The following is a 20,264-nucleotide window of genomic DNA, read 5'->3' as shown; positions in this document are numbered from 1 at the left end:
GGCTTAAACTTTACCCTGTTTTTTGGGCAGTATCTTGATATAGAAAAGATACGTATCCTTGTGACAATATCGCATTCTGATACTTTTGAATCTCTTAAGTTCCATATAGAAATAAAGCAGACACTTGAGAAACAGTAGATTCAAAAAGTAACAAGCAATATACCTTAAATACTAGCTAACAGCTTTACAACTATCGGTTAAGAATGCGATTCACAAGTACATACATTTTACGTTATCATAGTCGATACTTTGTTATTGTTCGATTATACTCGACACTGTCTGGTTTAGACGCTTTAAAAGCTATATATTTTAGAGTGTCACATGTTTAACAACCATATAGACACAAACCTCTTAACCCATTCTAAGTCTCCACACCTCAAGGATAAAGTATGAAACGTGTCATCACACTGACTGGTCTAGCCATGGCCATTGGACTTGCCTCTATGGGCGCACAAGCTGCAGACTATGTCGCTGGAAAAGATTACCGTGTGCTAGACAACCCAGAGAAAATCAGCGGTGATGCTATCATTGTTCGTGAATTCTTTTGGTATGGTTGCCCACATTGTAATGTGCTTGATCCGCATATGGAAAAATGGGCAAAGACTAAAGACAAAGATGTCGTATTCTTCAAAACACCAGCGGCACTTAACCCTGTTTGGGAAGCCAATGCACGCGGTTTTTATGCGGCTCAGCTTTTAGGGTTCGAAGACAAAACTCATTCTGCATTATTTGATGCTATCCATAAAGATGGTAAAAAACTGTTTGATCAATCATCATTGAGCAAATGGTATGCATCAAAAGGCGTGAATGAAAAGAAATTTAACAGCCTATATAACTCATTTGCCGTTGGTACAAAAATTGGTCGCTCACAAGAAGGCGCTAAACGTTATCAGCTTTCTGGCGTACCAGCTGTGGTGGTGCAAGGCAAATATGTAGTCACTGGTGAGAGTGCTAAAGTACCTAAAGTCGTCGACTACTTGGTCGACAAAGCCCGCGCTGAAAAGAAATAATTCGAGCCATAAGTACTTGAATAACTCACATGACGTACAGCATATCTGTATGTCGTGCATAAAAAAGCCAATCATAAATTGATTGGCTTTTTTGCATCTTAACCTTTTAGCTATACGCCTTTTAATCACCCGTTTTTTAACTACTAATCTTTCAACTAATAAAATTCTAATTAATAGATTTCAAGCTTGGTATATAGATGTTATTTCTTCAGCTGCGATAAAATAGCCACTTCACGTATATAGCTTGCCAAATCTGCTTTAGATTCTGCTAGCAACTCATCATCTTGCATGTGTTTGGCATACTCTATCCACAATAGTAACTGATACATACTGTGGTGCTCAGAAGCTTTATATTGCTTCACAAACTGCTTGAGCGTACCTTCATCATTGATGTTTAAACGCTCGTACCAACTCTCTATTTTTGAGACTTGCTCTTTAGGAAAAAAGGCATCAAATAGTGCCTTTATCAGCTCATGACGATTCTCTTCAATCATAAGCTTGCCAACACGTTTGGTCTGACGATTACGAGCATTGGCGCTAGTAATATCAGCCAATGCCATTAGCTCCGCCATAAAATAATCACTGGCAGGTAAGGCTTTTAGCTGTTTTTTCGATAAGCTAGCAAGCGGTATAGATAATTGCTGCAAGCGCTCATGGGCTTTTTTGAGTTCTGTGCGCGAAACGCGCATATCCTGTTCTTTCCAGTCAATCATAAAAGCTTTCCAAAATAATAATTAATAAATTAAATAGTGTCTGATATCATTACCAACGACTTTTTTCGCGGTGTTTTGCCAATACCTTCACGCCTTTAGGCATGGCCTCAGCAAGGCGGCGTTGTAGATGATCAGTGATAAAAACAGAGCGATGTTTGCCGCCCGTACAGCCTATGGCAACCGTGACCGTATGACGGTTATTGTGCAAAAACTCTGGTAGCCAACGGGTCAAAAACTTATCAATATCACCCATCATTTCTGCTACTTCTGGATAATCTAAGAAGAATGCGCCTACCTCAGTATCCAGACCTGTCGAGTCACGTAATTCAGGGTTCCAATGCGGATTCGGTAGAATTCTAACGTCGAATACAAAGTCAGCATCGATAGGACTACCGTATTTAAAACCGAAAGACAGTAGATTGATGACAATCTGGTTGTCCATACCTATGTGTTCACGCAAGCTGTCTTTGAGCTGATGAATATTTAGGCTACTGGTATCAATCCTAATATCAGCGTGACTAGCAATTGGCTCTAATAGCTCAACTTCCTTTTTGATAGCAGCGGGTAAATTAAAGGCAATATGCTTAGCGTTATCACTATCAATATCTTGTGACATTAGCGGATGTACGCGTCGCGTCGCATTGAAACGAGCTATCAGCGTACTCTCTTGTGCAGTCACATATAAAATCTGTACCGCATGAGACCCATAAGTCTCCTTGAGAGAAGCATACGTCACCGCAAAGTTAGATAAATCAGCACGTGGCGTTCGAATATCGACACCCAGCGCAATACGATAAATGCCGCTTTCATTGACCAGTTTATGAGCAGCATTAGGCAACAAAGACAGCGGTAGGTTATCAATAGAGTAATAGCCTAGATCTTCTAAGATATTCAATACTGAGGTTTTACCAGATCCTGAACGCCCTGAGACCACCAATATACTGAGCTTATTCGTAGACGTCTGATCCGCTATTGTTGCTGCCGCATTACTATTTTGATCCTGACTTACACCCATGATCTACTCATCCAAGTCTATTATATCTAGTCTACTGCTATGTCATAAAAGCTAATTTACCGCTACCGATTGATTGTCCAACAAACGCGCTTTTCCTAGCCATGCTGCGACTAAAATAACGATATTTTTGTTCTCTGTATTAAAGGTTTTAGAGTCACTTACGACAGAACCTAACTCCTCAGTCTTGATTTCCAGATAATCAATAATAAAACCTGCGTCACTAATACGTGTCCGCGTCTCTACTAATAGCTTATCAAATGCTTGCTGACTAAGAGCCGTACTTTTCAAACTCTGCGCTAATTCTTGCAATGCTTGATGTAATACAGGGGCAGCTTGACGCTCATTTGCACTTAAGTATTGATTGCGCGATGATAGCGCTAAGCCATCATCAGCACGAACAATAGGCGCACCAATGATATTAATAGGATAACTCAAGTCACGTACCAACTGCTTAATGATAGCAAGCTGCTGATAGTCTTTTTGTCCAAATACTGCCACATCTGGTTGCACAATATTAAATAACTTGGAGACAACAATGCCCACACCATCAAAGTGTCCAGGACGTGATTGACCACATAACTGATTGGCAATGGCACCAGCCAATACAGCAGTAGGTGGTGGTAATACTGGATACATTGCATCAATACTAGGTGCAAACACGTAATCTGCATCCACTGTCGCAAGCTTAGCCACATCTGCATCTAGCGTACGGGGATAACTGTCAAAATCTTCCCCAACGCCAAACTGAGTAGGGTTAACAAAGATACTGACCACCACTACATCTGCATGCTGCTTGGCAATTTTTACCAGCTCGAGATGACCGTCATGCAGATTACCCATCGTTGGTACTAGCGCAATGCGCTGCTGACGGTCTTGTCTGTCACTTTGCTGGCCACGATAAGGCTGAAGCGCTTCACGTAATGACGAGATATCATGATAAATAATTGGAGACATGATTACTTTTCTTCTATTCAAACGTTCTGTTGTTCAATAGCTTAAATAACTTTAATAACGTCAAAATCAGCTAAATTGATGTTGCTCAGACGGGAAGCTACCTTCGCGTACTGACTGCTGATAGAGCGCAAAAGCACCTTCGATACTGTGTGCGCTATTACGCTCATCTGTTAAAAAATCATGGATAAAACGTGGCACTCGGCCATGCGCCATACCTAGCATGTCATGCATAACCAATACCTGACCATCAGTATCAGCTCCAGCACCAATACCAATGACTGGCACGGCAACAGCTTCAGTAACGGCTTTTGCAAGCGCAGCTGGAACACACTCTAGTACTAGTAATGCAGCACCAGCATCGACGACTGCCTTGGCATCTGCAAGTAGTTTGTCAGCTGCTTCATCACCGCGACCTTGAATTTTATAACCGCCAAATACGTTGACTGATTGCGGAGTCAAACCAAGATGCACACAAGTTGGTGTACCTGCTTGCGCCAAGGTCGTTACCAATTCACACAGCTCGCTACCACCTTCGATTTTTATGACATGCGCCCCTGCTTGCATTAGCGTGCGGCTATTAGCAACGGCTTCTGGTAGTGTCACATAACTCATAAACGGCAGGTCAGCCAATATCAACGCGTGTTTGTTGCTACGAGCAATATTGGCAGTGTGATAAGCCATATCATTGACTGTCACAGGTAGTGTCGAGTCATGGCCTTGTACAACCATACCCAAGCTATCCCCAATTAAAATCGTATCAATTTCGGCTTTTTCCATCATTCGTGCAAACATCGAGTCATAACAGGTCAAGCAAGTGAACTTGGTACCTTCTTTTTTAAACTTATTTAGAGTAGATAATGTCGTCATATGACCCTCAATTAATCTGCAATGCCTTTGATTATCAATATTGCTACTATTCTAGCTATGATTGAGATTTCTTAGACCAATATCCCAATCACCTATTACTTAGCATTAGTTATTTATAATCAATCGCTTGATAGTAATGTTAAACCTGTCCAATCACGACTTTGTGAATAGTCACTTATCGACTTACCTGCGATGGTTAAATTTGGTGCCACCTCTCGCAGTGGTATTAAGACAAAATTGCGCTCACTTAAGCCAGCGTGCGGTATTGTCAGTGTTGGATCAGTAATCTGTATCTCACCGTATAGCAAAATATCAACGTCCAGACTACGTTCACCCCAACGGCGCAAACGTGCCCGCTTGGCCATGCTCTCTAACTGCTGACAAAAAGCAAGCAGCTCATAAGGGGCAAACGTTGTCTCAAAACCAGCTACTGCATTAATAAAATCCGGCTGATCTTGCGGACCCATCGGTGCTGAAGCGTAAAAAGAAGATACACTTACCTCACGTACCTGCTCATGTGCTTGCATCATTGCAAGCGCCTGCTGCAAATGATCGGCAGGCGAACCTAGCTCATTAGCGAGGTTGCTACCCAAGCCCACATAACAGGTAACCCAGTTACTATTATCTGTACTGTTATCCATATTATACGCTTTCAGTACTAGGCTGACGGCGGCGGCGCTTCGATGGTACAGGGCCTTTGTTATCAGTGACTTTCACAGCAGGCATCTGATCATTCGTATCTTGCTTCGCTTTAGCAGCCTTTGCAGTAGTTGCTTTCACCGATTTCTTGGCTCTCGCAGGTGCAGCAGTTTTTGTAGCGTCTTTGCTATCTACTGCCTTGCTAGCTGCTACCTTTACACTTTTAGTATCGCTTTTATCAGTCGATTCCATTGCAGGTTTAGGCGCTTTTTTCGCATACTTCGCTGCTGGCTGTGCTTTGCCATTACTGCCCTTCGCATCGCTATTGCCTTGTATTTCGATATTGCTCGTACTATCTACAGTAGGTTGACGACGGCGACGCTTGTGTGGGATCGGCTCATTATTCATACTGACTAGCGCAGGTGATCTTGCGATCGAGCGAGTTGGTCTAGCTGATGCCTGAGCTTCTGGCTGGTCAGTATTAGACGGCTGAACATTATTTAAGCGTTCAGACTTAACCGCTTGCTGTGGTGCATCTTGATCGGTTGATGCTGGCTTTCGTACAGGTGCTTTGCTGCGCTTCGACGTATCGTCAGCTGACAGTTGCTTCTGCAATGGCGGCACAACATTCTCGTGCTCGATAACAAATAATGGCTTAGGCTTTACCTGTTGACTTGCCGATTGTTTGTTATTAGCAAGAGACAACTGCTGTAGCTGAGCAAGCTCGTTATTGTCTTGCTCTACTTGCTGCACATTGTGTCTGCTACTGTCGTTGCGGCCAGCTTTAGGTTGGCTGGCAGCGCGGCGGCGGCGAGCTGGAATATTTGACGAATCATTTACCATTGTTTGATCACTTCTACCTTTTTCAGCACGGTCATCGGCTTTATTTTGCTTTGTACTGTTCTGATTAGGTGTTACGTTATCAGTAGTCTGTGTTTTTGATTCTTGACGATTACGTCCGCGCCCACGTTGCCCTTTTTTATAAGCACCTCGGCGAATATTTTCGTCAAATTCATCAATCGCTTGCTGCTGCTCTTGTTCAGACAAGGTTTGATACGTCTGCCACCAGTCACCCATATCGTTGGTTGACTCTGATAGCGGATGCTCAGCATCGCCACATTGCTCACGCAATAACAAAAAGTCAAAGCCAGCACGGAAACGCGGATGCTCAGATAGCTGGACAATTTGTTTGCTACGCGGAGCTGCAAGTTTTGGCTGCAATATCCAGATATCACGGATAAATTGCTCAGCAAATTTCGGAATAGCGGTTTTGATACGCTGACGGTCGATGACTTTACCAGCAGCATGCATTTGCGCTTCGGCAAACGGCATATTGCGCTTCTTAGCTTTTGCCAATTGATGTAGGTAATTTTCCCACAGTAAGGCAGCATAGAAGAACGCAGGGTTGATACTCTTGCCCGCTGCAATACGCTTATCGGTATTGATAGCTACCTGATTGACTAAAGCGCTTGGCTCAGACGGTGGATAGATAATGAGACTATCAATCGCACCTGATTCAAACAATAATGGCAATAGGGGTACTAGATAGCCACCGGTAAACATCTTTTGCGTTTCATCATAGAGACGATGCGGTGATATTTGCTCAAGCAGCGCCCAGTTCCCGTCATTAAATTGCGCAGACAACGCTTCATCAAACTGAAAACCTAACTTGGCTTTGAAACGTAAGGCACGGAGCAAGCGCACAGGATCTTCTTCGATACGTACTGGCGCATTGCCCAATAGACGAATGATTCTGTTATCAATATCATCAAGCGCGCCGCAGAAATCATGGACGATGCCTTTGAGCGGTTGATAATAAAGCGCATTAATAGAGAAATCGCGACGGGAGAAATCTTGCTGGATATCGCCCCAAACATTGTCGCGCAGAATCATACCGTCTTGATTGGTATTAGCATCACTGGTTGGTGGACCACGGAAAGTAGCAACTTCAATCAACTCGCGACCTGAATACACATGCGCTAACTGGAAGCGGCGACCGATAATGCGGCAGCGCTTACCAAAGACATCTTTAATCTCATGTGGCTTGGCATCGGTGACGGCATCAAAGTCTTTTGGGCGCAGACCTAATAAAGTATCGCGCACACCACCCCCGACGATATACGCATCAAACCCAGCACGGGTCAATGTGGCAATCACTTCAGTAATGGAATTGGGTAATTCAGATTTGTTCAGTTCTAACTGCTTGGCGGCACGCTCGGCCATGCATCTACTCCTCGCCGGTATTCTTTAACTACCCCTGAATAACACAGCGTTTATCAGGCGGATGTACCCGCTAGTTTAACAAATTTTGGACCTACTGGGGGTGTTATGACATTTACTTACATGCTATTTTGTCAATATTGGGGTTAATTAATGCAAAACACCGTCATTAATCGCGCACGCTTAAACGTCTTTGGTTTTTTTCGACTGTTTTTGCACCGATACCTTTCACCTTTGCTAACTCATCCACCGTCTTAAAATCGCCAAACATGTCACGATATAAAATTATCGCCTGCGCTTTACTGCTACCGATACCATCTAACGAAACCAGCTCACCTTCATTGGCTCGATTGATATTGATGACTTTCTGCTCACGCGCTTGTGCAACAGCTTTTTCTCTTGCGATTAAATACTCATAGGCACGTTTAGGGTCGTCAAAACAAGGATCTGCATTCGCATTACTGAGTGCGACCACAGACAATAGGAGACTAAAAGCGGTGGTCGTCAGTAAGCTGGCAAATGAAAATTTACGATGAGCGTTCATGTTGTTTCGCTGCTTCCCACAGTGCATCCATTTCTGTTATATCGCTGTCTTCAATACGCTTGCCAGTAGCAGCCAATTGCGTTTCAATATAACCAAAGCGAGATTTAAACTTGTGCACGCAGGTTAAGGTTGCTGTCTCTGCATCCAAATTTAATTTGCGTGCAACGTTCACGAGTGCAAACATACAGTCGCCTAATTCCTTTTCGACTTCTCTGATATTTGCTTTGCTCATGTTGTATTTAGCAGCTTCGTTAGGTTTATCCATCAACTCATTTTTTAGCTCAGCAATCTCTTCGTCTAGCTTATCTACGGCACCTGCAATACCTTCCCAATCAAAACCCAGCGTTGACGCTTGCTTTTGTACATCCTGCGCCTGCATCAAAGCACTACCCGCTTTGACTTGATCTAAGCGACGCTTTGATTTACCACGTGCTTCGCGTGCCTGCTGCTCCTCAAGCTTGATTTCGTCCCAGCGTACTTTTACTGCTGCATCGTCTTTAAGCGTTTCGGCTTCAAACACATGTGGATGACGGCGAACTAACTTCTCTTGTAAGGTCGTAATAACATCACTCATATCAAAGCGCCCTTGCTCCGCATACATCTGACAATGAAATACCACTTGCAGCAGCACATCCCCAAGCTCACCTTTGATGTCTTCATCATCGTCGCTTTGTACCGCTTCGCCTAGCTCGTAAGCCTCTTCGATGGCATAAGGAATAAGGCTATGATTGGTTTGCTTTTTGTCCCACAGACAGTCTGTCCTTAGTCGTGCCATCAACGCTAACAAATCATCAAGCTGGCCAGTGGCTTCTGGTGTTCCTTGTACAGGCTTAGGCACGGTAACTTTATTGTCTGAAATACTCATAAGGATGGCTCTTATCGTTTTATGTATTGTTTGCTGATTCGTCTAATAGTTAGTGTATCATTGAACACGGCTTGGCTTATAATTGTGCTACTAACCTCTTCATTTTACCACCGCTCATGCGCGAGGAATTTTATCATTATGTCCACTTCTGCGACCACCAGCTATCAACCAACTGCGACATTCGACCCTATTACTATCAGCTCATTTAAAGCCTATGACATTCGGGGTGAGCTTGGGGTCAATCTCGATGAAGAGATTGCCTACCGTATCGGGCGCGCGTTTGCACAGATTTTATATCAACGTTATCAGGCAGCGGCTCAAACTCAAGCCGATGATATAGCAACTCTAAAACCTGCTATCGTTATCGGTAGTGATATTCGCCACTCTAGTGAGCAATTAAAACAAGCCGCTATCACTGGTATGATGGATGCTGGCGTTGATGTGATTGATTTGGGCATGAGTGGTACCGAAGAAGTATATTTTGCCACCAGTCACTATCAGGCGTTAGGTGGTATCGAAGTGACTGCCAGTCATAACCCTATCAATTATAATGGCCTAAAACTGGTTAAAGAACATTCAAAACCAATCAGCGCTGATGATGGGTTGGCAGAGATTCAAGCACTGGCAGAATCTGGGCAGTTCACTACGGATAATCAATCAGGCAAATTGCAGTTATTGACGGATAAAAGCGCGTACATCGATCATGTTATGACTTTTATTGATACTGATAAATTAAAACCACTCAAACTGGTCGTTAATTCAGGCAATGGTAGTGCAGGTCCTGTGGTCGATTTATTAATCGATAAATTAGCACAAGCAGATGCACCGATTGAAGTGATTAAATTGCATCATACACCAGATGGTAGCTTCCCTAACGGCATCCCCAATCCAATGATTGAAGCCAATAGAGTGGCTACCCAGCGAGCCGTTTTGGAAAATAACGCGGATCTTGGCATCGCCTTTGATGGTGACTTTGATCGCTGCTTCTTATTTGATGAACGTGGCGAATTTATCGATGGTAGCTATATCGTCGGTATGCTCGCTCAAGCTTTTTTAAACAAATACCCGAATGAATCAATCGTCTATGACCCACGAGTAATTTATAACACCGAAGCAGTGATAGAAGAACATAATGGTAGGGCTGTCATTAGTAAATCTGGACACTCATTTATCAAGCAAGTCATGCGCGACTCAGGCGCTGTATATGGCGGTGAAATGTCTGCCCATCACTATTTCCGAGACTTCTTCTATTGCGATAGTGGTATGATTCCATGGTTATTGACCATTGAGCTGTTGTCTATCACTGGTAAAACACTGTCTGAATTGGTCACAGGCTATATCGCCGCCTATCCCAGCTCAGGCGAGCTAAACTTTCGTCTTACAACCTATGACGCACCAACAATTATCAGCGCTATTGAAGATAAATTCAGCAACGAGCAACCAGTTAAATCGACACTTGATGGTTTAAGTCTGAATTTTGGAGAGTGGCGCTTTAATTTGCGAGCATCGAATACCGAACCGCTTATCAGATTGAATATCGAAAGTCGCGGTGAGCAACTGTTACTGGCTGCTAAAACTCAAAAAATTCAGCAATGGCTAGCAACGCAAGGTGCCGTACCAGCATAAAGTCATTAGCCCAGTAAAAATAATTCTGATTGTCAGTCGAAAAGGCTCGCTAATGAGTATTAGCGAGCCTTTTTTCTATACACAGAAAACCTTAAATCAAACTATTTAGTTCGACCAATACCCATATAGTCACCTACTAAGCTATTAATTTGTGAGCGTGTCAGGGCATTTTGCGCATCAAATACGGGCATGGCTTGTTGATTGATTTGGGCGATATCTAATTGATCTCGTGATGACCAACTAACGATAAAAATAGCATGGGTATCGCAAAGCTGTTGATAGGGACTAGTAATCAGCTCAAGCAATGGCTGTTGCTGATAAAGCTCGGCAAGCTCGTGCTGTGCCTTGTCACTATAAACCAGTGTTCGAATATTATAAGACCACAGTAATGCTAACAACGGATGTATAGCTGAACCAGCGGTACGTCCTGAGCCTGACTTATAACTACCACCCCAAATCATAACCGTTTTATTATCAATAAACCCATCAAAATATTGCCAAAATTTGCGGAATATCAGCTCTTTTTGATCTTCATTAATATGCACAATAGATTGTAATAAAGGCATATCTAAACTGTGTGTGTGGCTTGATTGTTGCAATTTAGCCAGCTCAGTGGGCAAAGTATTACCACCGAAGCCCCACCCTGCTTTTAGATAACTACTGCCTACCCGCTCATCCAGTCCCATGATACGACTGACTTGACTAATATCGACATTTTGACTATCAGCCAAACGTGACATTTCATTCATAAAGCTCACTCTGGTTGCTAGCATCGCCATGATACTACTGCGAGCAAACTCTATCGTTGCGATATCAGCATGATGAGTGGCGCGTGCATGCTGCATTAAAGGCTTCAAGACATCTAAGTGCTGGCTACTACTTGCTGTCTTTTCACCCAGTAGCCATAACGAAGGATTCAACATCGAGCTATACGCATCGCCATCTTGTAAGAATACAAATGGCACATAATAGACCCAAGCACGCTGTAAACGCTGAGCCAAATCGGCTACATAGCCTAATTGCTCAATGCCGCTCATAATCACAGGTAGCGCCTGCTGATGGCTTCGATTAAAAGCGGTAATCCAACTCTCTTCTGTCCACACAGGCTTAATACTTTCTAAAAACAACCAGTAAAGAGTCACCGTACTTTGAACATCAGTTTCATTATGACCAGCTGCTTCATAGCCTCTTATTAGCATATCGGCACTAGCTGGTAATTCCTTACTGATAATGACCTTCTGCTGCTCATACATTTGCCATAATGCCTGCAAGTGATGCTCAAAACCATACTGTTGTATCTGCTGTTTCAGTAGCGCCTTGTCTGCGTAAAGATGCACACACTGACCGAGACTTGCCAGCACCACTGCACTGGTAATCGCCTCTATGCTGTGACCAATAAGCACACAAACTGCGGCATCAGTTAACTGGTTTGGTTCAGACTTATTATTGTTTTTATTCATATGGCTACCATCTAGAGCCGTCTCCATGAGAGTGCTTTCCTATATTATTGACGTATCAATACTACTAAGACAGCTGCTTAATACGCTGTAGTAATTGGTCAGTAGATGTATCGAATAGACCTTGAGAGTCTTTCTGGATATGCTGCATAGCATGGTGTACGGAGTCTGCCATTTGCTTGCCCATCTCGACGCCCCATTGATCAAATGGATTGATATCCCAAATGCTGGCCATGACATAGACCTTATGCTCGTAGAGCGCTATCAATGCTCCTAAGCTATGCGGCGTCAGCTCATCAATCAGTAATGTGGTTGACGGTTGGTTACCACGGTAGTACTTATATTTGTCTGCTTCGGAAACTGTCTGTGGATTGACCAGATCTGTTACAGCAGCATTACCAAATGCCAGCACTCGACTTTGCGCCAAACAGTTGGCTAAAGACAACTCGTGCTGTTGTTGCAATGAGGAGTTTCGCGCCTCATCACCGTAGCGACGTACACAAGCGATAAAGTCACAGGAAACCTGCTGCGTGCCTTGGTGTAGCAGCTGATAAAATGCATGCTGCGCATTTGAGCCGATTTCACCCCATAGAATTGGACACGTATCATAGTCAATATGATCCCCGTTCCGAGTAACTGACTTACCATTACTCTCCATCTCTAGCTGGGTAAGATAACTCGGCAAATAGCCCAATCGGCCATCATAAGGCAATACGGTATGCGCATTTACTTGTAAAAAAGTACTGTTCCAAACTGCCAGCAAGCCTAACAGTACGGGTAAATTGTCGGCAAAGTCAGCTTGTGCAAAATGCTCATCCATACTATGAGCACCACTTAATAATGCCTTAAAGCCACTCATACCAATACGAATAGCAATGGCAAGGCCAATCGCCGACCATAGAGAAAAGCGACCGCCGACCCACTCCCAAAGCTGCAACTGATGCTCAGGATGAATTCCCCAAGCACTCATTTTTTCACTATTGGCTGAGATGCCGATAAAGTGTCGACGCAATACACTATCTTCTGTGCCTGCACGGAGTTTTGCCGTCGCAAGTAGCCAAGATAATGCTGTCTTGGCATTTGATAAAGTATCAACCGTACCAAAGGATTTGGAAGAGATAATAAATAATGTGGTCTCAGGATTTAGATGCTTGAGTAGATTATCAAGTTGGGTACCGTCCATATTGGAGACAAAATGCACCTCAATACTGGTATCTGCCCATTCATCAAGCGCTGTAGTTGCCATGAGTGGACCAAGATCAGAACCTCCAACCCCAATATTGACAACATCCGTGATCGCCTTGCCCGAAAACCCGCGCCATATACCATTGCGCACGCGCTCAGATAGGCGTGCTACTTGTGCCAAACTATGATGTACATCAGCGACGATATTTTGTCCATCGACTTGTAATATCGCTGTCTCTGGCAATCGTAATGCTGTGTGCAATGCAGCACGCTGCTCGCTGGTATTTACCATCGCCCCTTGTAGTAACGAATCAATACGAGCATCCAGCTCACAACTATCGGCCAAACTCAGTAAGTTATACAATACTGTCTGATCGATACGCTGCTTACTAAAGTCCATATACAGCGCTCCAGTCTGCACACTGAAATGCTTGGCACGCTTATCATCTTGCGCAAATAACTGTGCAAGCGACCACGGATGCTTTGCAAGCGTTTGTAGTTGCTGCCAGTATTTAGAATGTCGAGCACTGCTATATGCCTTATCGCCCTTTATCTCATTCATCAGCTACTCATCATCTGCTAATTGCTGTTCAGCAAAGTAGATAAATGCCTGCATATATGAACGCATATCGCCTGCGTCGTAGCTATTGCCGCGCATAGTTGTGACATGGACACCATATTCACTAATGAGCGCATCAATCGCATCTGTCAGCTGAATCTCACCACCGACAGATGCTTTAGTATTGGCTAAGTAATCAAAGATATGGTTACTAAATACATAGCGCCCTACCACAGCCAGATTTGAAGGAGCATCATCTAAATTGGGCTTTTCTACAAAACCAGCCACTTTAAAGCTGGCGTTAGTATTTACTTCTTCATTAATATCATTAGTATTGCTAAGCTTTTCATCTAGTTGAGCAATACCGTATTTATGTACGTCTTCATCCGCTACTTGATCAACCAATATCTGTGAGTGACCATCTGTAGCAAAGGCATCTAACATAAAGGCCAAATTATCAGCAGACATATCAATGGTAAATGGATCAAGCACGACGTCAGGCAATAATACGGCAAAGTCATGCTCACCAATGATTGGTCGCGCTGCCAGTACTGCGTGTCCCAAACCTAACGCCTTACCTTGACGTATCATCGACACAGTCACATCTTCTGGCAACCAATTTAAGCTATCAGCCAACTCATCTTTGCCTTTATGACGTAATTGATTATCCAACTCCGCATTTATATCAAAATAGTTTTCTATCGCGCTTTTTTGTGCATGACCGACCAAGACAATATGCTTGATACCAGCAGCGATAGCCTCTTCGACCACGTAGTGAATAGCAGGGCGATTGCCAAGCGGCAACAACTCTTTTGGCACAGATTTCGACAATGGCAGCATACGGGTGCCAAAGCCTGCGACAGGAATAACGGCGTGAGTGATGTTGTTAGGTCCAATCATATAAATACAGCACCTTGTTAAGAAAAGTTTTATCTTTCAAAAGAATATCATTATTTTAAAAGTAATAATAACTCCAATAAGCCCTAACTAAAATATCGCTTGAACTTCCTACTTCTTAGCCTTCAAGATCAGAACAAGCCACTTTCTCAGCCAATAACTTTTTAATAACGTCTTCTACTTCAACTGTTTCATTTTTATCAAAATCAAAATATTTAGGATACAGGATATAGGCAGCAGCAAGAATCTCTTCAACTGTTCGCTTTACTTTCCGCCGCAAGTTTGGCTGACGATCATCGGTGACACCCCAACCAGAATAAAAAGGACAACCGAAAGTTGTAACTGATATGTTCCTTAGTAGCGCCTCAAACCCTGCTTGAGAGGTTATCGTATACACATGATCAATTGTTTCTAATGACTGTGCAAGTGGAATATCATCTACTAATACCTCACAAATATCGGCGACCTCCTTTGGGTCTGAAAGCATTTTACGCTTTTGAAGCAAAACATCTGGATGAGGTTTGTAGATAACTTGAGAGGAAGGATTTTCACTTACTGCTAAACGTACTAAGTCATTGTTTGTAATCGGGCTTGCGCAACCATATTTTATAGATGCGTCATCCTCAACTTGTCCAAGAACTAAAACCCGTTTTTTAGTTTTTTCTCCATAGATACTATTTATGTCAACATCAGAACTATGGTTATACTTGCTTATGCCAGTATTCAATAGTGTGCTTTTTAGTCGTCTAGCACGGGCTAATAACTCTAAATCTGAAGCAAAGTCATAATTATTGAGGATATCTTCTAACTCTGATACTTGTTGTGCATTAAAATAGATTGTTTTGGAATCAAAATTTAATGACATAGGTGGAGTATGCTCAGAACCCAAACCTATTGAACGTATAAAACCATCTTCGACATATGTAATTTTTGCACTACTGTCTTTAATGATTTCAGGTAAAGTCATACCCCAAACCAAAACCTCAATATTATTATCGATAATATGAGGCAGATACTTTCTTTTAAGTAAAGACTCATTCAAGTTTATAGGAATATATACAATTGTTTTATTTGGATAAAATTTCTCTAAGTAAGGTCTTTTCCACTCCTTAATATTGAATGCAAAAACAGTATCTTTCGGATCTACTCTAAGATGTTTACGATTGTTGATAAAATCAATAAGGAACTGCTTGGGATTTAATACTAACTTTCGGGTCAAGCGATATAGTACCATTGAGAACCTATTAAGTAATTGCTATAGCTAAAAATCGAAAACCCGTAAACTTTATATAATAATGTAGTTGAAAATTTAATCTATAGCCGAACTTCAATTCATCCTAAAACATCAGGCCAGCAAAAGCTGGCCTGACAATACAATTTTATTCAAACTTATATTAAATATAGTTCTGCATAAAACGCACACCTGATCGTTGGGCGTATTTCCGGACCAGTTCAGCAGATTGATTTAATGTTTTATTTTCACTTCTTGCAACACGAGAAATCTTCCGCTCTGTTTCAGGCCAAGGTCTACCAAATAGTGAGTTGGTATATTGCACCTGTGCCATTAAACGATGCTTGCTAATAGGGTTGGCTCCCTTGTGCAATGCACTTGTATCTACAAGGAAAACTGTGCCCGCTGGACCAGTGATGTTAACTTCATTTTCCATAAGACCTGATTTTATTACCGCTTGATCTGTATGCCGGCCGTCTGCCCACATTTCTGAAGGCCTATTACGGTGTGTACCCGGAATCAATGTATGTGGACCAGACTCCATATCTACATCCGTTAAATATATGAAAAGTTTCACAAACTGCAAGCGATGCATATCATGATGGTAGAGCTGTGCCGTATCTGAAAGTTCTCTTTGTGACTTGACTTTACGGGCCGAATTTAAGAAAGCGACAGGAGTGTTGAAAATTGGTGGCACACCCATATACTCTTGAACCATTGCTAACAATATAGGGTCACTTGAAATTTCATACATTTCTTCAAACGTAGTTAGCGGACCATGCTTCCCTTTAATCTGCAAAGGAGCATCGTCCGTTCCAAAAATAGCCTTTCCAACATCACTTCCATGGTCAGCTTCCATGCTATTCAAAACTTTATTTTTCAGGCTTTCAACTATTTCAGTTGGTACTTGAAGCTTTGTTTTGTAAAAGCCATGGTGCTTAAGATGATAAAGACCAGTTTTAACAGTGTTAGCAGCGTCCACGTCTTCGCCAAAAATAGTCTGCGAAAAGTCATATTCTGTCTTACCGATATGATCAGCAATCACATTACTGAATACACGATTACTACTACCTTCAGTTTCACTAAAAGCTTCTCGGAAACGCATATAAGTTAGCTCATCATTGATACCTGTCTTAGCATAGCGCTCATAGCCTTCAAGCACCTTACGCACTGTCCAAGAAGGGCTAAGATAATTGTCAAGATTCATTGATAGATCTTGGGCAGCGCTGGCCTCAAGTCGAACACTATAATCTCGAGCTTCAATTAGGAGCTTGTCAATTGGTTGATACATCAATAATCCTTATAGTCATTTTAATCACTTTTTAATCATAGATATTACAACGAATCAAATATATTCTAACAAAAAAAATATAGTTAACATTTAGCTGTTAAGTTATCGAAAAATCAATTATATCTGCTCTATTTAAGTCAATATTGCTTTTGAAATTATGTGAATATAGTGTACTCGATAACATTTTAAATTATATTGAGTACTTAAATCTTTTAACTATTATAGTTATAACCTTCTAAATGCGCAAAGATATTTTTTTGCATTGGTAATTTAAATTTATTCATTAATTCTTTTTCAACTACTTTTGTTATTTCCCTGTACACATTTTTTGCGCCTAAATATTTCATAACATTATGTACATCACTATGACAATAAGTAATATGTAGATTTGGATCTTTTTTATTGAGACTATATGTAGACATCATGTCGAGAGGCTCATTTTCACATAGAGTCATATAAATCTTAGGATAAAATCCTTTGTCTTTATATTGAATATAACCAATATCAATATCTTTTGGTTTAAATAATTTTGTACTAATCTGTAGGTCTCTATAAAACTCGTGAGATCGGCTAAAAAATGCTTGGGTTCTTGTCATAAATGCAAATACAATATCAGCTTTTAGTGATTGCCCTATCATAATACTAGAAAAAGCACCAGCAGAGCTTCCAATACACACTAAATATTTGTGATCTATAGATTTAATACTATTTTCAATTTTCTCCAAAAATTTATCTTTTTTTATGGGGCTGTAGTAGATAAGCACTATGCTAGACTACTTTTATGAAGATAACCCGTTGTAAACTAAGTAAAAAAGCACAGCGAAGGCTGTTAGAGTTTTTTACGGCTGAAGTGACTGCTAGAACAGCCGCAGATTTGCTTGATATTCAGCCTAATACTGCTGCACTTTTTTATCATAAAATAAGACTTGTGATAGATTGCCATCTCTCATTAGAAGCTGATGAGCTTTTTGATGGTGAGGTCGAATTAGATGAAAGTTACTTTGGCGGTGTACGCAAAGGCAAAAGAGGTCGCGGGGCTGCTGGTAAAACCGCTGTATTTGGTATTCTAAAACGAAACGGTAAGGTTTATACCATTGTCGTAGCAGACACCAAACAGACTACCCTAATGCCTGTTATTAAGCGTAAAATCAAGCCTGACAGCTTTGTTTATACGGATAGCTATCGAAGTTACAATGCATTAGATGTGAGTGAGTTTAAACATTTCAGAGTCAATCACTCTATAGAGTTCATTTGCGGTAAGAACAATCACATCAATGGCATTGAGAACTTCTGGAATCAGTCCAAACGAACACTCAGAAAGTATAATGGGATTAATAAGAAGAACTTCCATTTGTTTTTAAAAGAGTGCGAGTTTAGATTCAACTATGGCTCACCATCTAATCAGCTGAAAACCTTGAGAAAATGGTGTGATATTTAATCCTTATCTACTACAGCCCCTTTTTTATTAAACAGTAGCTGCTACTAAAATCATTTATTAGTAAGTAATTAAATTGCGTTGTCTTATCTGCCAGCCCTTGAAATGAATGGTTGTCTTTTTTTATACTAATAGTTTTATCAAAATAATTTGTATTCTCGAACTTGTTTAGCGCATATTGTTTTGGTGCATTTTCATGTATGCCTCCAAGGCATACAAATAAAACCTCATTTTTTGGGTTATTTATAACTTTCTTTATAGATAGATTTTCTTCCTTATAAAGGTGTTCAAACTTGTTTTTTACTTTATAGTGGTTGTAATCATCTAGGTCTTCCACCTTCTCATAGTTACCTAGCAGTAAATTGCTTTGCAGCTCATCTAGTGCATCAAAATTATCAAAATTCTTAAATCTTTTTGAATTAAACTTTTTGTACTCAGCTTGCAGCTTATCAAATTTACTAAGTTTGTACAAAACATGTATATAATAAAAGAACACATCAGATTTATCATTCGGAAAAATCTTGTAAAAATTATCAAATCTATTTTCTGCTTCTTTCCAGTCTTTTCTATGATGAGCGCAAATACAGTATTTTCTATTGAGACCTAAATGGCGTGGACGTTTTTGAATCTGCTCACGTAAGAATATTTCAGCCGCATTCAGTCTACCAGTAGAAAGTAGTAAACTTGCACGTTCATCTGAAAATTTTATATGATTTGGCTTTCTATCTAATATCTCATCAAGCTTCTTAATATCAATTTCCCAAGACCGTATTAAAGGCAGACCTAGGACAGGTAGTTCTAACCAAGCTGTTAGTACATCTACTCGATTAGGGAAGCTCTCCATCAGCTCATTAATTAGGACTTCATATTCACTAAAAAACCTTAGTTTCATAAAGGTAACTTTAGATAATATAATTATATCTTTCTTGATAAGGCTATTGTCAGTTAGCTTTAAAGATAATTCAAAATTATTGAATGATTTGTTATATTCTTGTTTTTTTTGATATACTAAAATCAAGGCATGATGTATTGAAATACTTTCAGGGTAAATAGTTTGGAAATGACAGGCTATACTTTCTGCCTTATTAACTTTCCCTGTATCTAGTAATGCACTTATATAATCAATATGCATTTTACTCTTCATATCTGAATCATACCAGTAACTATTCCAAATACTTGGGAAAGTATCGATAAAATTTTCTATCAACTTAACCAATAGCTGCAAGTCATTATGTTCTTTTGCTAATTTTATTAATCCAACTGTACCTAATATTTCATTTGGGAAAAGTGCTTGTAATTGTTCAAACTGATTTTTTGCCTGAGTATGTTTTTTAAGTTTCAAATAGGCATTACCTTTAGCCCAATAACCTTGACATATTTCAGGAAATTTATTAATAAGTAGACTTGTTAGTTTGATTACTTGTTGCCAGTCATTAGTCTGCTGAGAAATTTGAATCAACCCTCGTAAACCTTGAGGTTTTTCAGGATATTTTTCGAAGATTTGTTGAAATACTTTTTTAGCATCTTGGTATTGTTTTTTTGACTTTAACTCTTGTGCAAGAGAAAGTAATAATTTATAAGACGGTTCAACTTTACATGTTAGGCCTTCATCAACCTCATTGAAATAAATATTTTCGTCGTCTTTTATATCGTAAGAAGTAGGTACACTGTCTTGTTTTTTCGCTATGATATTCTTATCATGACTCATTCTTAATACTCCGTAAAACTACCTAATTTCTTAAATTTTAATTGATTT

18 protein-coding genes are annotated in these 20,264 nt (G+C 40.8%); 3 read left to right on the top strand and 15 right to left on the bottom strand.

Features of this window, described 5'->3' with window-relative positions; genetic code table 11:
- Window positions 1-389: 389 nt before the first annotated feature.
- Entirely contained in the window at window positions 390-1,010 is a 621-nt protein-coding gene (locus ACS8FA_RS15805; protein ID WP_102091399.1) for a thiol:disulfide interchange protein DsbA/DsbL, read from the top strand.
- A 200-nt stretch (window positions 1,011-1,210) separates the two neighbouring features.
- On the opposite strand, the gene yjgA is transcribed toward ACS8FA_RS15805, so the two are convergent.
- The 8 genes from yjgA to mazG form a co-directional block, all read right to left on the bottom strand.
- On the bottom strand, window positions 1,211-1,723 hold the full coding sequence (gene yjgA, locus ACS8FA_RS15800; RefSeq protein WP_057757930.1) for a ribosome biogenesis factor YjgA: 513 nt from the start codon (window positions 1,721-1,723) through the stop codon (window positions 1,211-1,213).
- 49 nt (window positions 1,724-1,772) lie between these two features.
- Window positions 1,773-2,738: an RNase adapter RapZ gene (rapZ, locus tag ACS8FA_RS15795; RefSeq protein ID WP_439266465.1), complete on the bottom strand. Its 966-nt coding sequence runs from the start codon at window positions 2,736-2,738 to the stop codon at window positions 1,773-1,775.
- A 51-nt stretch (window positions 2,739-2,789) separates the two neighbouring features.
- Entirely contained in the window at window positions 2,790-3,692 is a 903-nt protein-coding gene (gene panC, locus ACS8FA_RS15790; RefSeq protein WP_439266463.1) for a pantoate--beta-alanine ligase, read from the bottom strand.
- Window positions 3,693-3,758: 66 nt separating this feature from the next.
- The gene (gene panB / locus ACS8FA_RS15785; protein ID WP_439266461.1) at window positions 3,759-4,559 is read right to left on the bottom strand and encodes a 3-methyl-2-oxobutanoate hydroxymethyltransferase; all 801 of its coding nucleotides are present in this window, start codon (window positions 4,557-4,559) and stop codon (window positions 3,759-3,761) included.
- Between the two features lie 119 nt (window positions 4,560-4,678).
- Window positions 4,679-5,200 (bottom strand): 2-amino-4-hydroxy-6-hydroxymethyldihydropteridine diphosphokinase, encoded by a 522-nt coding sequence (folK, locus tag ACS8FA_RS15780; RefSeq protein WP_439266459.1) that lies wholly within the window; start codon window positions 5,198-5,200, stop codon window positions 4,679-4,681.
- Between the two features lies 1 nt (window position 5,201).
- Complete coding sequence (gene pcnB, locus ACS8FA_RS15775; protein WP_439266457.1) at window positions 5,202-7,421, bottom strand: polynucleotide adenylyltransferase PcnB; 2,220 nt, start codon at window positions 7,419-7,421, stop codon at window positions 5,202-5,204.
- A gap of 166 nt (window positions 7,422-7,587) precedes the next feature.
- Entirely contained in the window at window positions 7,588-7,962 is a 375-nt protein-coding gene (locus ACS8FA_RS15770; protein ID WP_439266455.1) for a ComEA family DNA-binding protein, read from the bottom strand.
- Window positions 7,946-8,827: a nucleoside triphosphate pyrophosphohydrolase gene (gene mazG, locus ACS8FA_RS15765; RefSeq protein WP_439266453.1), complete on the bottom strand. Its 882-nt coding sequence runs from the start codon at window positions 8,825-8,827 to the stop codon at window positions 7,946-7,948. The genes ACS8FA_RS15770 and mazG overlap by 17 nt, the downstream gene beginning before the upstream one ends.
- A 138-nt stretch (window positions 8,828-8,965) precedes the next feature.
- Between mazG and ACS8FA_RS15760 the strand changes: the two genes are divergently transcribed.
- The gene (locus ACS8FA_RS15760; RefSeq protein WP_439266451.1) at window positions 8,966-10,453 is read left to right on the top strand and encodes a phosphohexomutase domain-containing protein; all 1,488 of its coding nucleotides are present in this window, start codon (window positions 8,966-8,968) and stop codon (window positions 10,451-10,453) included.
- Window positions 10,454-10,554: 101 nt separating this feature from the next.
- Here the strand turns inward: ACS8FA_RS15760 and ACS8FA_RS15755 are convergent, their stop codons facing one another.
- From ACS8FA_RS15755 to ACS8FA_RS15730, 6 genes are all read right to left on the bottom strand, one after another.
- A complete protein-coding gene (locus ACS8FA_RS15755; protein ID WP_439266449.1) occupies window positions 10,555-11,940 on the bottom strand; it encodes a UDP-glucose/GDP-mannose dehydrogenase family protein in 1,386 nt (461 codons plus the stop codon).
- 37 nt (window positions 11,941-11,977) lie between these two features.
- Entirely contained in the window at window positions 11,978-13,657 is a 1,680-nt protein-coding gene (gene pgi / locus ACS8FA_RS15750) for a glucose-6-phosphate isomerase (protein ID WP_439266447.1), read from the bottom strand.
- Window positions 13,658-13,660: 3 nt separating this feature from the next.
- Window positions 13,661-14,554, bottom strand: a complete 894-nt coding sequence (locus tag ACS8FA_RS15745) for a UTP--glucose-1-phosphate uridylyltransferase (protein ID WP_371548563.1) — start codon at window positions 14,552-14,554, stop codon at window positions 13,661-13,663.
- Between the two features lie 115 nt (window positions 14,555-14,669).
- Entirely contained in the window at window positions 14,670-15,785 is a 1,116-nt protein-coding gene (locus ACS8FA_RS15740; RefSeq protein WP_522901983.1) for a capsular polysaccharide export protein, LipB/KpsS family, read from the bottom strand.
- Between the two features lie 160 nt (window positions 15,786-15,945).
- Window positions 15,946-17,073 (bottom strand): phytanoyl-CoA dioxygenase family protein, encoded by a 1,128-nt coding sequence (locus tag ACS8FA_RS15735; RefSeq protein ID WP_371548567.1) that lies wholly within the window; start codon window positions 17,071-17,073, stop codon window positions 15,946-15,948.
- 212 nt (window positions 17,074-17,285) lie between these two features.
- The gene (locus ACS8FA_RS15730; RefSeq protein WP_439266443.1) at window positions 17,286-17,798 is read right to left on the bottom strand and encodes a hypothetical protein; all 513 of its coding nucleotides are present in this window, start codon (window positions 17,796-17,798) and stop codon (window positions 17,286-17,288) included.
- Between the two features lie 56 nt (window positions 17,799-17,854).
- On the opposite strand from ACS8FA_RS15730, the gene ACS8FA_RS15725 reads away from it, so the two are divergent.
- Window positions 17,855-18,511: an IS1595 family transposase gene (locus ACS8FA_RS15725; protein ID WP_522901982.1), complete on the top strand. Its 657-nt coding sequence runs from the start codon at window positions 17,855-17,857 to the stop codon at window positions 18,509-18,511.
- Window positions 18,512-18,521: 10 nt separating this feature from the next.
- On the opposite strand, the gene ACS8FA_RS15720 is transcribed toward ACS8FA_RS15725, so the two are convergent.
- Window positions 18,522-20,216, bottom strand: coding sequence for a tetratricopeptide repeat protein (locus ACS8FA_RS15720; RefSeq protein ID WP_439267372.1), 1,695 nt, complete (start codon window positions 20,214-20,216; stop codon window positions 18,522-18,524).
- Window positions 20,217-20,264 lie beyond the last annotated feature (48 nt).

Source organism: Psychrobacter sp. 1Y1 (assembly GCF_051847395.2).
GTDB lineage: Bacteria > Pseudomonadota > Gammaproteobacteria > Pseudomonadales > Moraxellaceae > Psychrobacter.
This window is presented reverse-complemented; position numbering and strand designations above follow the sequence as displayed.

Coding starts and splice junctions, on each gene's coding strand:
- ACS8FA_RS15805 (WP_102091399.1), top strand. CDS start 390: ATGAAACGTGTCATCACACTGACTGGTCTAGCCATGGCCATTGGACTT.
- yjgA (WP_057757930.1), bottom strand. CDS start 1,723: ATGATTGACTGGAAAGAACAGGATATGCGCGTTTCGCGCACAGAACTC.
- rapZ (WP_439266465.1), bottom strand. CDS start 2,738: ATGGGTGTAAGTCAGGATCAAAATAGTAATGCGGCAGCAACAATAGCG.
- panC (WP_439266463.1), bottom strand. CDS start 3,692: ATGTCTCCAATTATTTATCATGATATCTCGTCATTACGTGAAGCGCTT.
- panB (WP_439266461.1), bottom strand. CDS start 4,559: ATGACGACATTATCTACTCTAAATAAGTTTAAAAAAGAAGGTACCAAG.
- folK (WP_439266459.1), bottom strand. CDS start 5,200: ATGGATAACAGTACAGATAATAGTAACTGGGTTACCTGTTATGTGGGC.
- pcnB (WP_439266457.1), bottom strand. CDS start 7,421: ATGGCCGAGCGTGCCGCCAAGCAGTTAGAACTGAACAAATCTGAATTA.
- ACS8FA_RS15770 (WP_439266455.1), bottom strand. CDS start 7,962: ATGAACGCTCATCGTAAATTTTCATTTGCCAGCTTACTGACGACCACC.
- mazG (WP_439266453.1), bottom strand. CDS start 8,827: ATGAGTATTTCAGACAATAAAGTTACCGTGCCTAAGCCTGTACAAGGA.
- ACS8FA_RS15760 (WP_439266451.1), top strand. CDS start 8,966: ATGTCCACTTCTGCGACCACCAGCTATCAACCAACTGCGACATTCGAC.
- ACS8FA_RS15755 (WP_439266449.1), bottom strand. CDS start 11,940: ATGGAGACGGCTCTAGATGGTAGCCATATGAATAAAAACAATAATAAG.
- pgi (WP_439266447.1), bottom strand. CDS start 13,657: ATGAATGAGATAAAGGGCGATAAGGCATATAGCAGTGCTCGACATTCT.
- ACS8FA_RS15745 (WP_371548563.1), bottom strand. CDS start 14,554: ATGATTGGACCTAACAACATCACTCACGCCGTTATTCCTGTCGCAGGC.
- ACS8FA_RS15740 (WP_522901983.1), bottom strand. CDS start 15,785: ATGGTACTATATCGCTTGACCCGAAAGTTAGTATTAAATCCCAAGCAG.
- ACS8FA_RS15735 (WP_371548567.1), bottom strand. CDS start 17,073: ATGTATCAACCAATTGACAAGCTCCTAATTGAAGCTCGAGATTATAGT.
- ACS8FA_RS15725 (WP_522901982.1), top strand. CDS start 17,855: ATGAAGATAACCCGTTGTAAACTAAGTAAAAAAGCACAGCGAAGGCTG.
- ACS8FA_RS15720 (WP_439267372.1), bottom strand. CDS start 20,216: ATGAGTCATGATAAGAATATCATAGCGAAAAAACAAGACAGTGTACCT.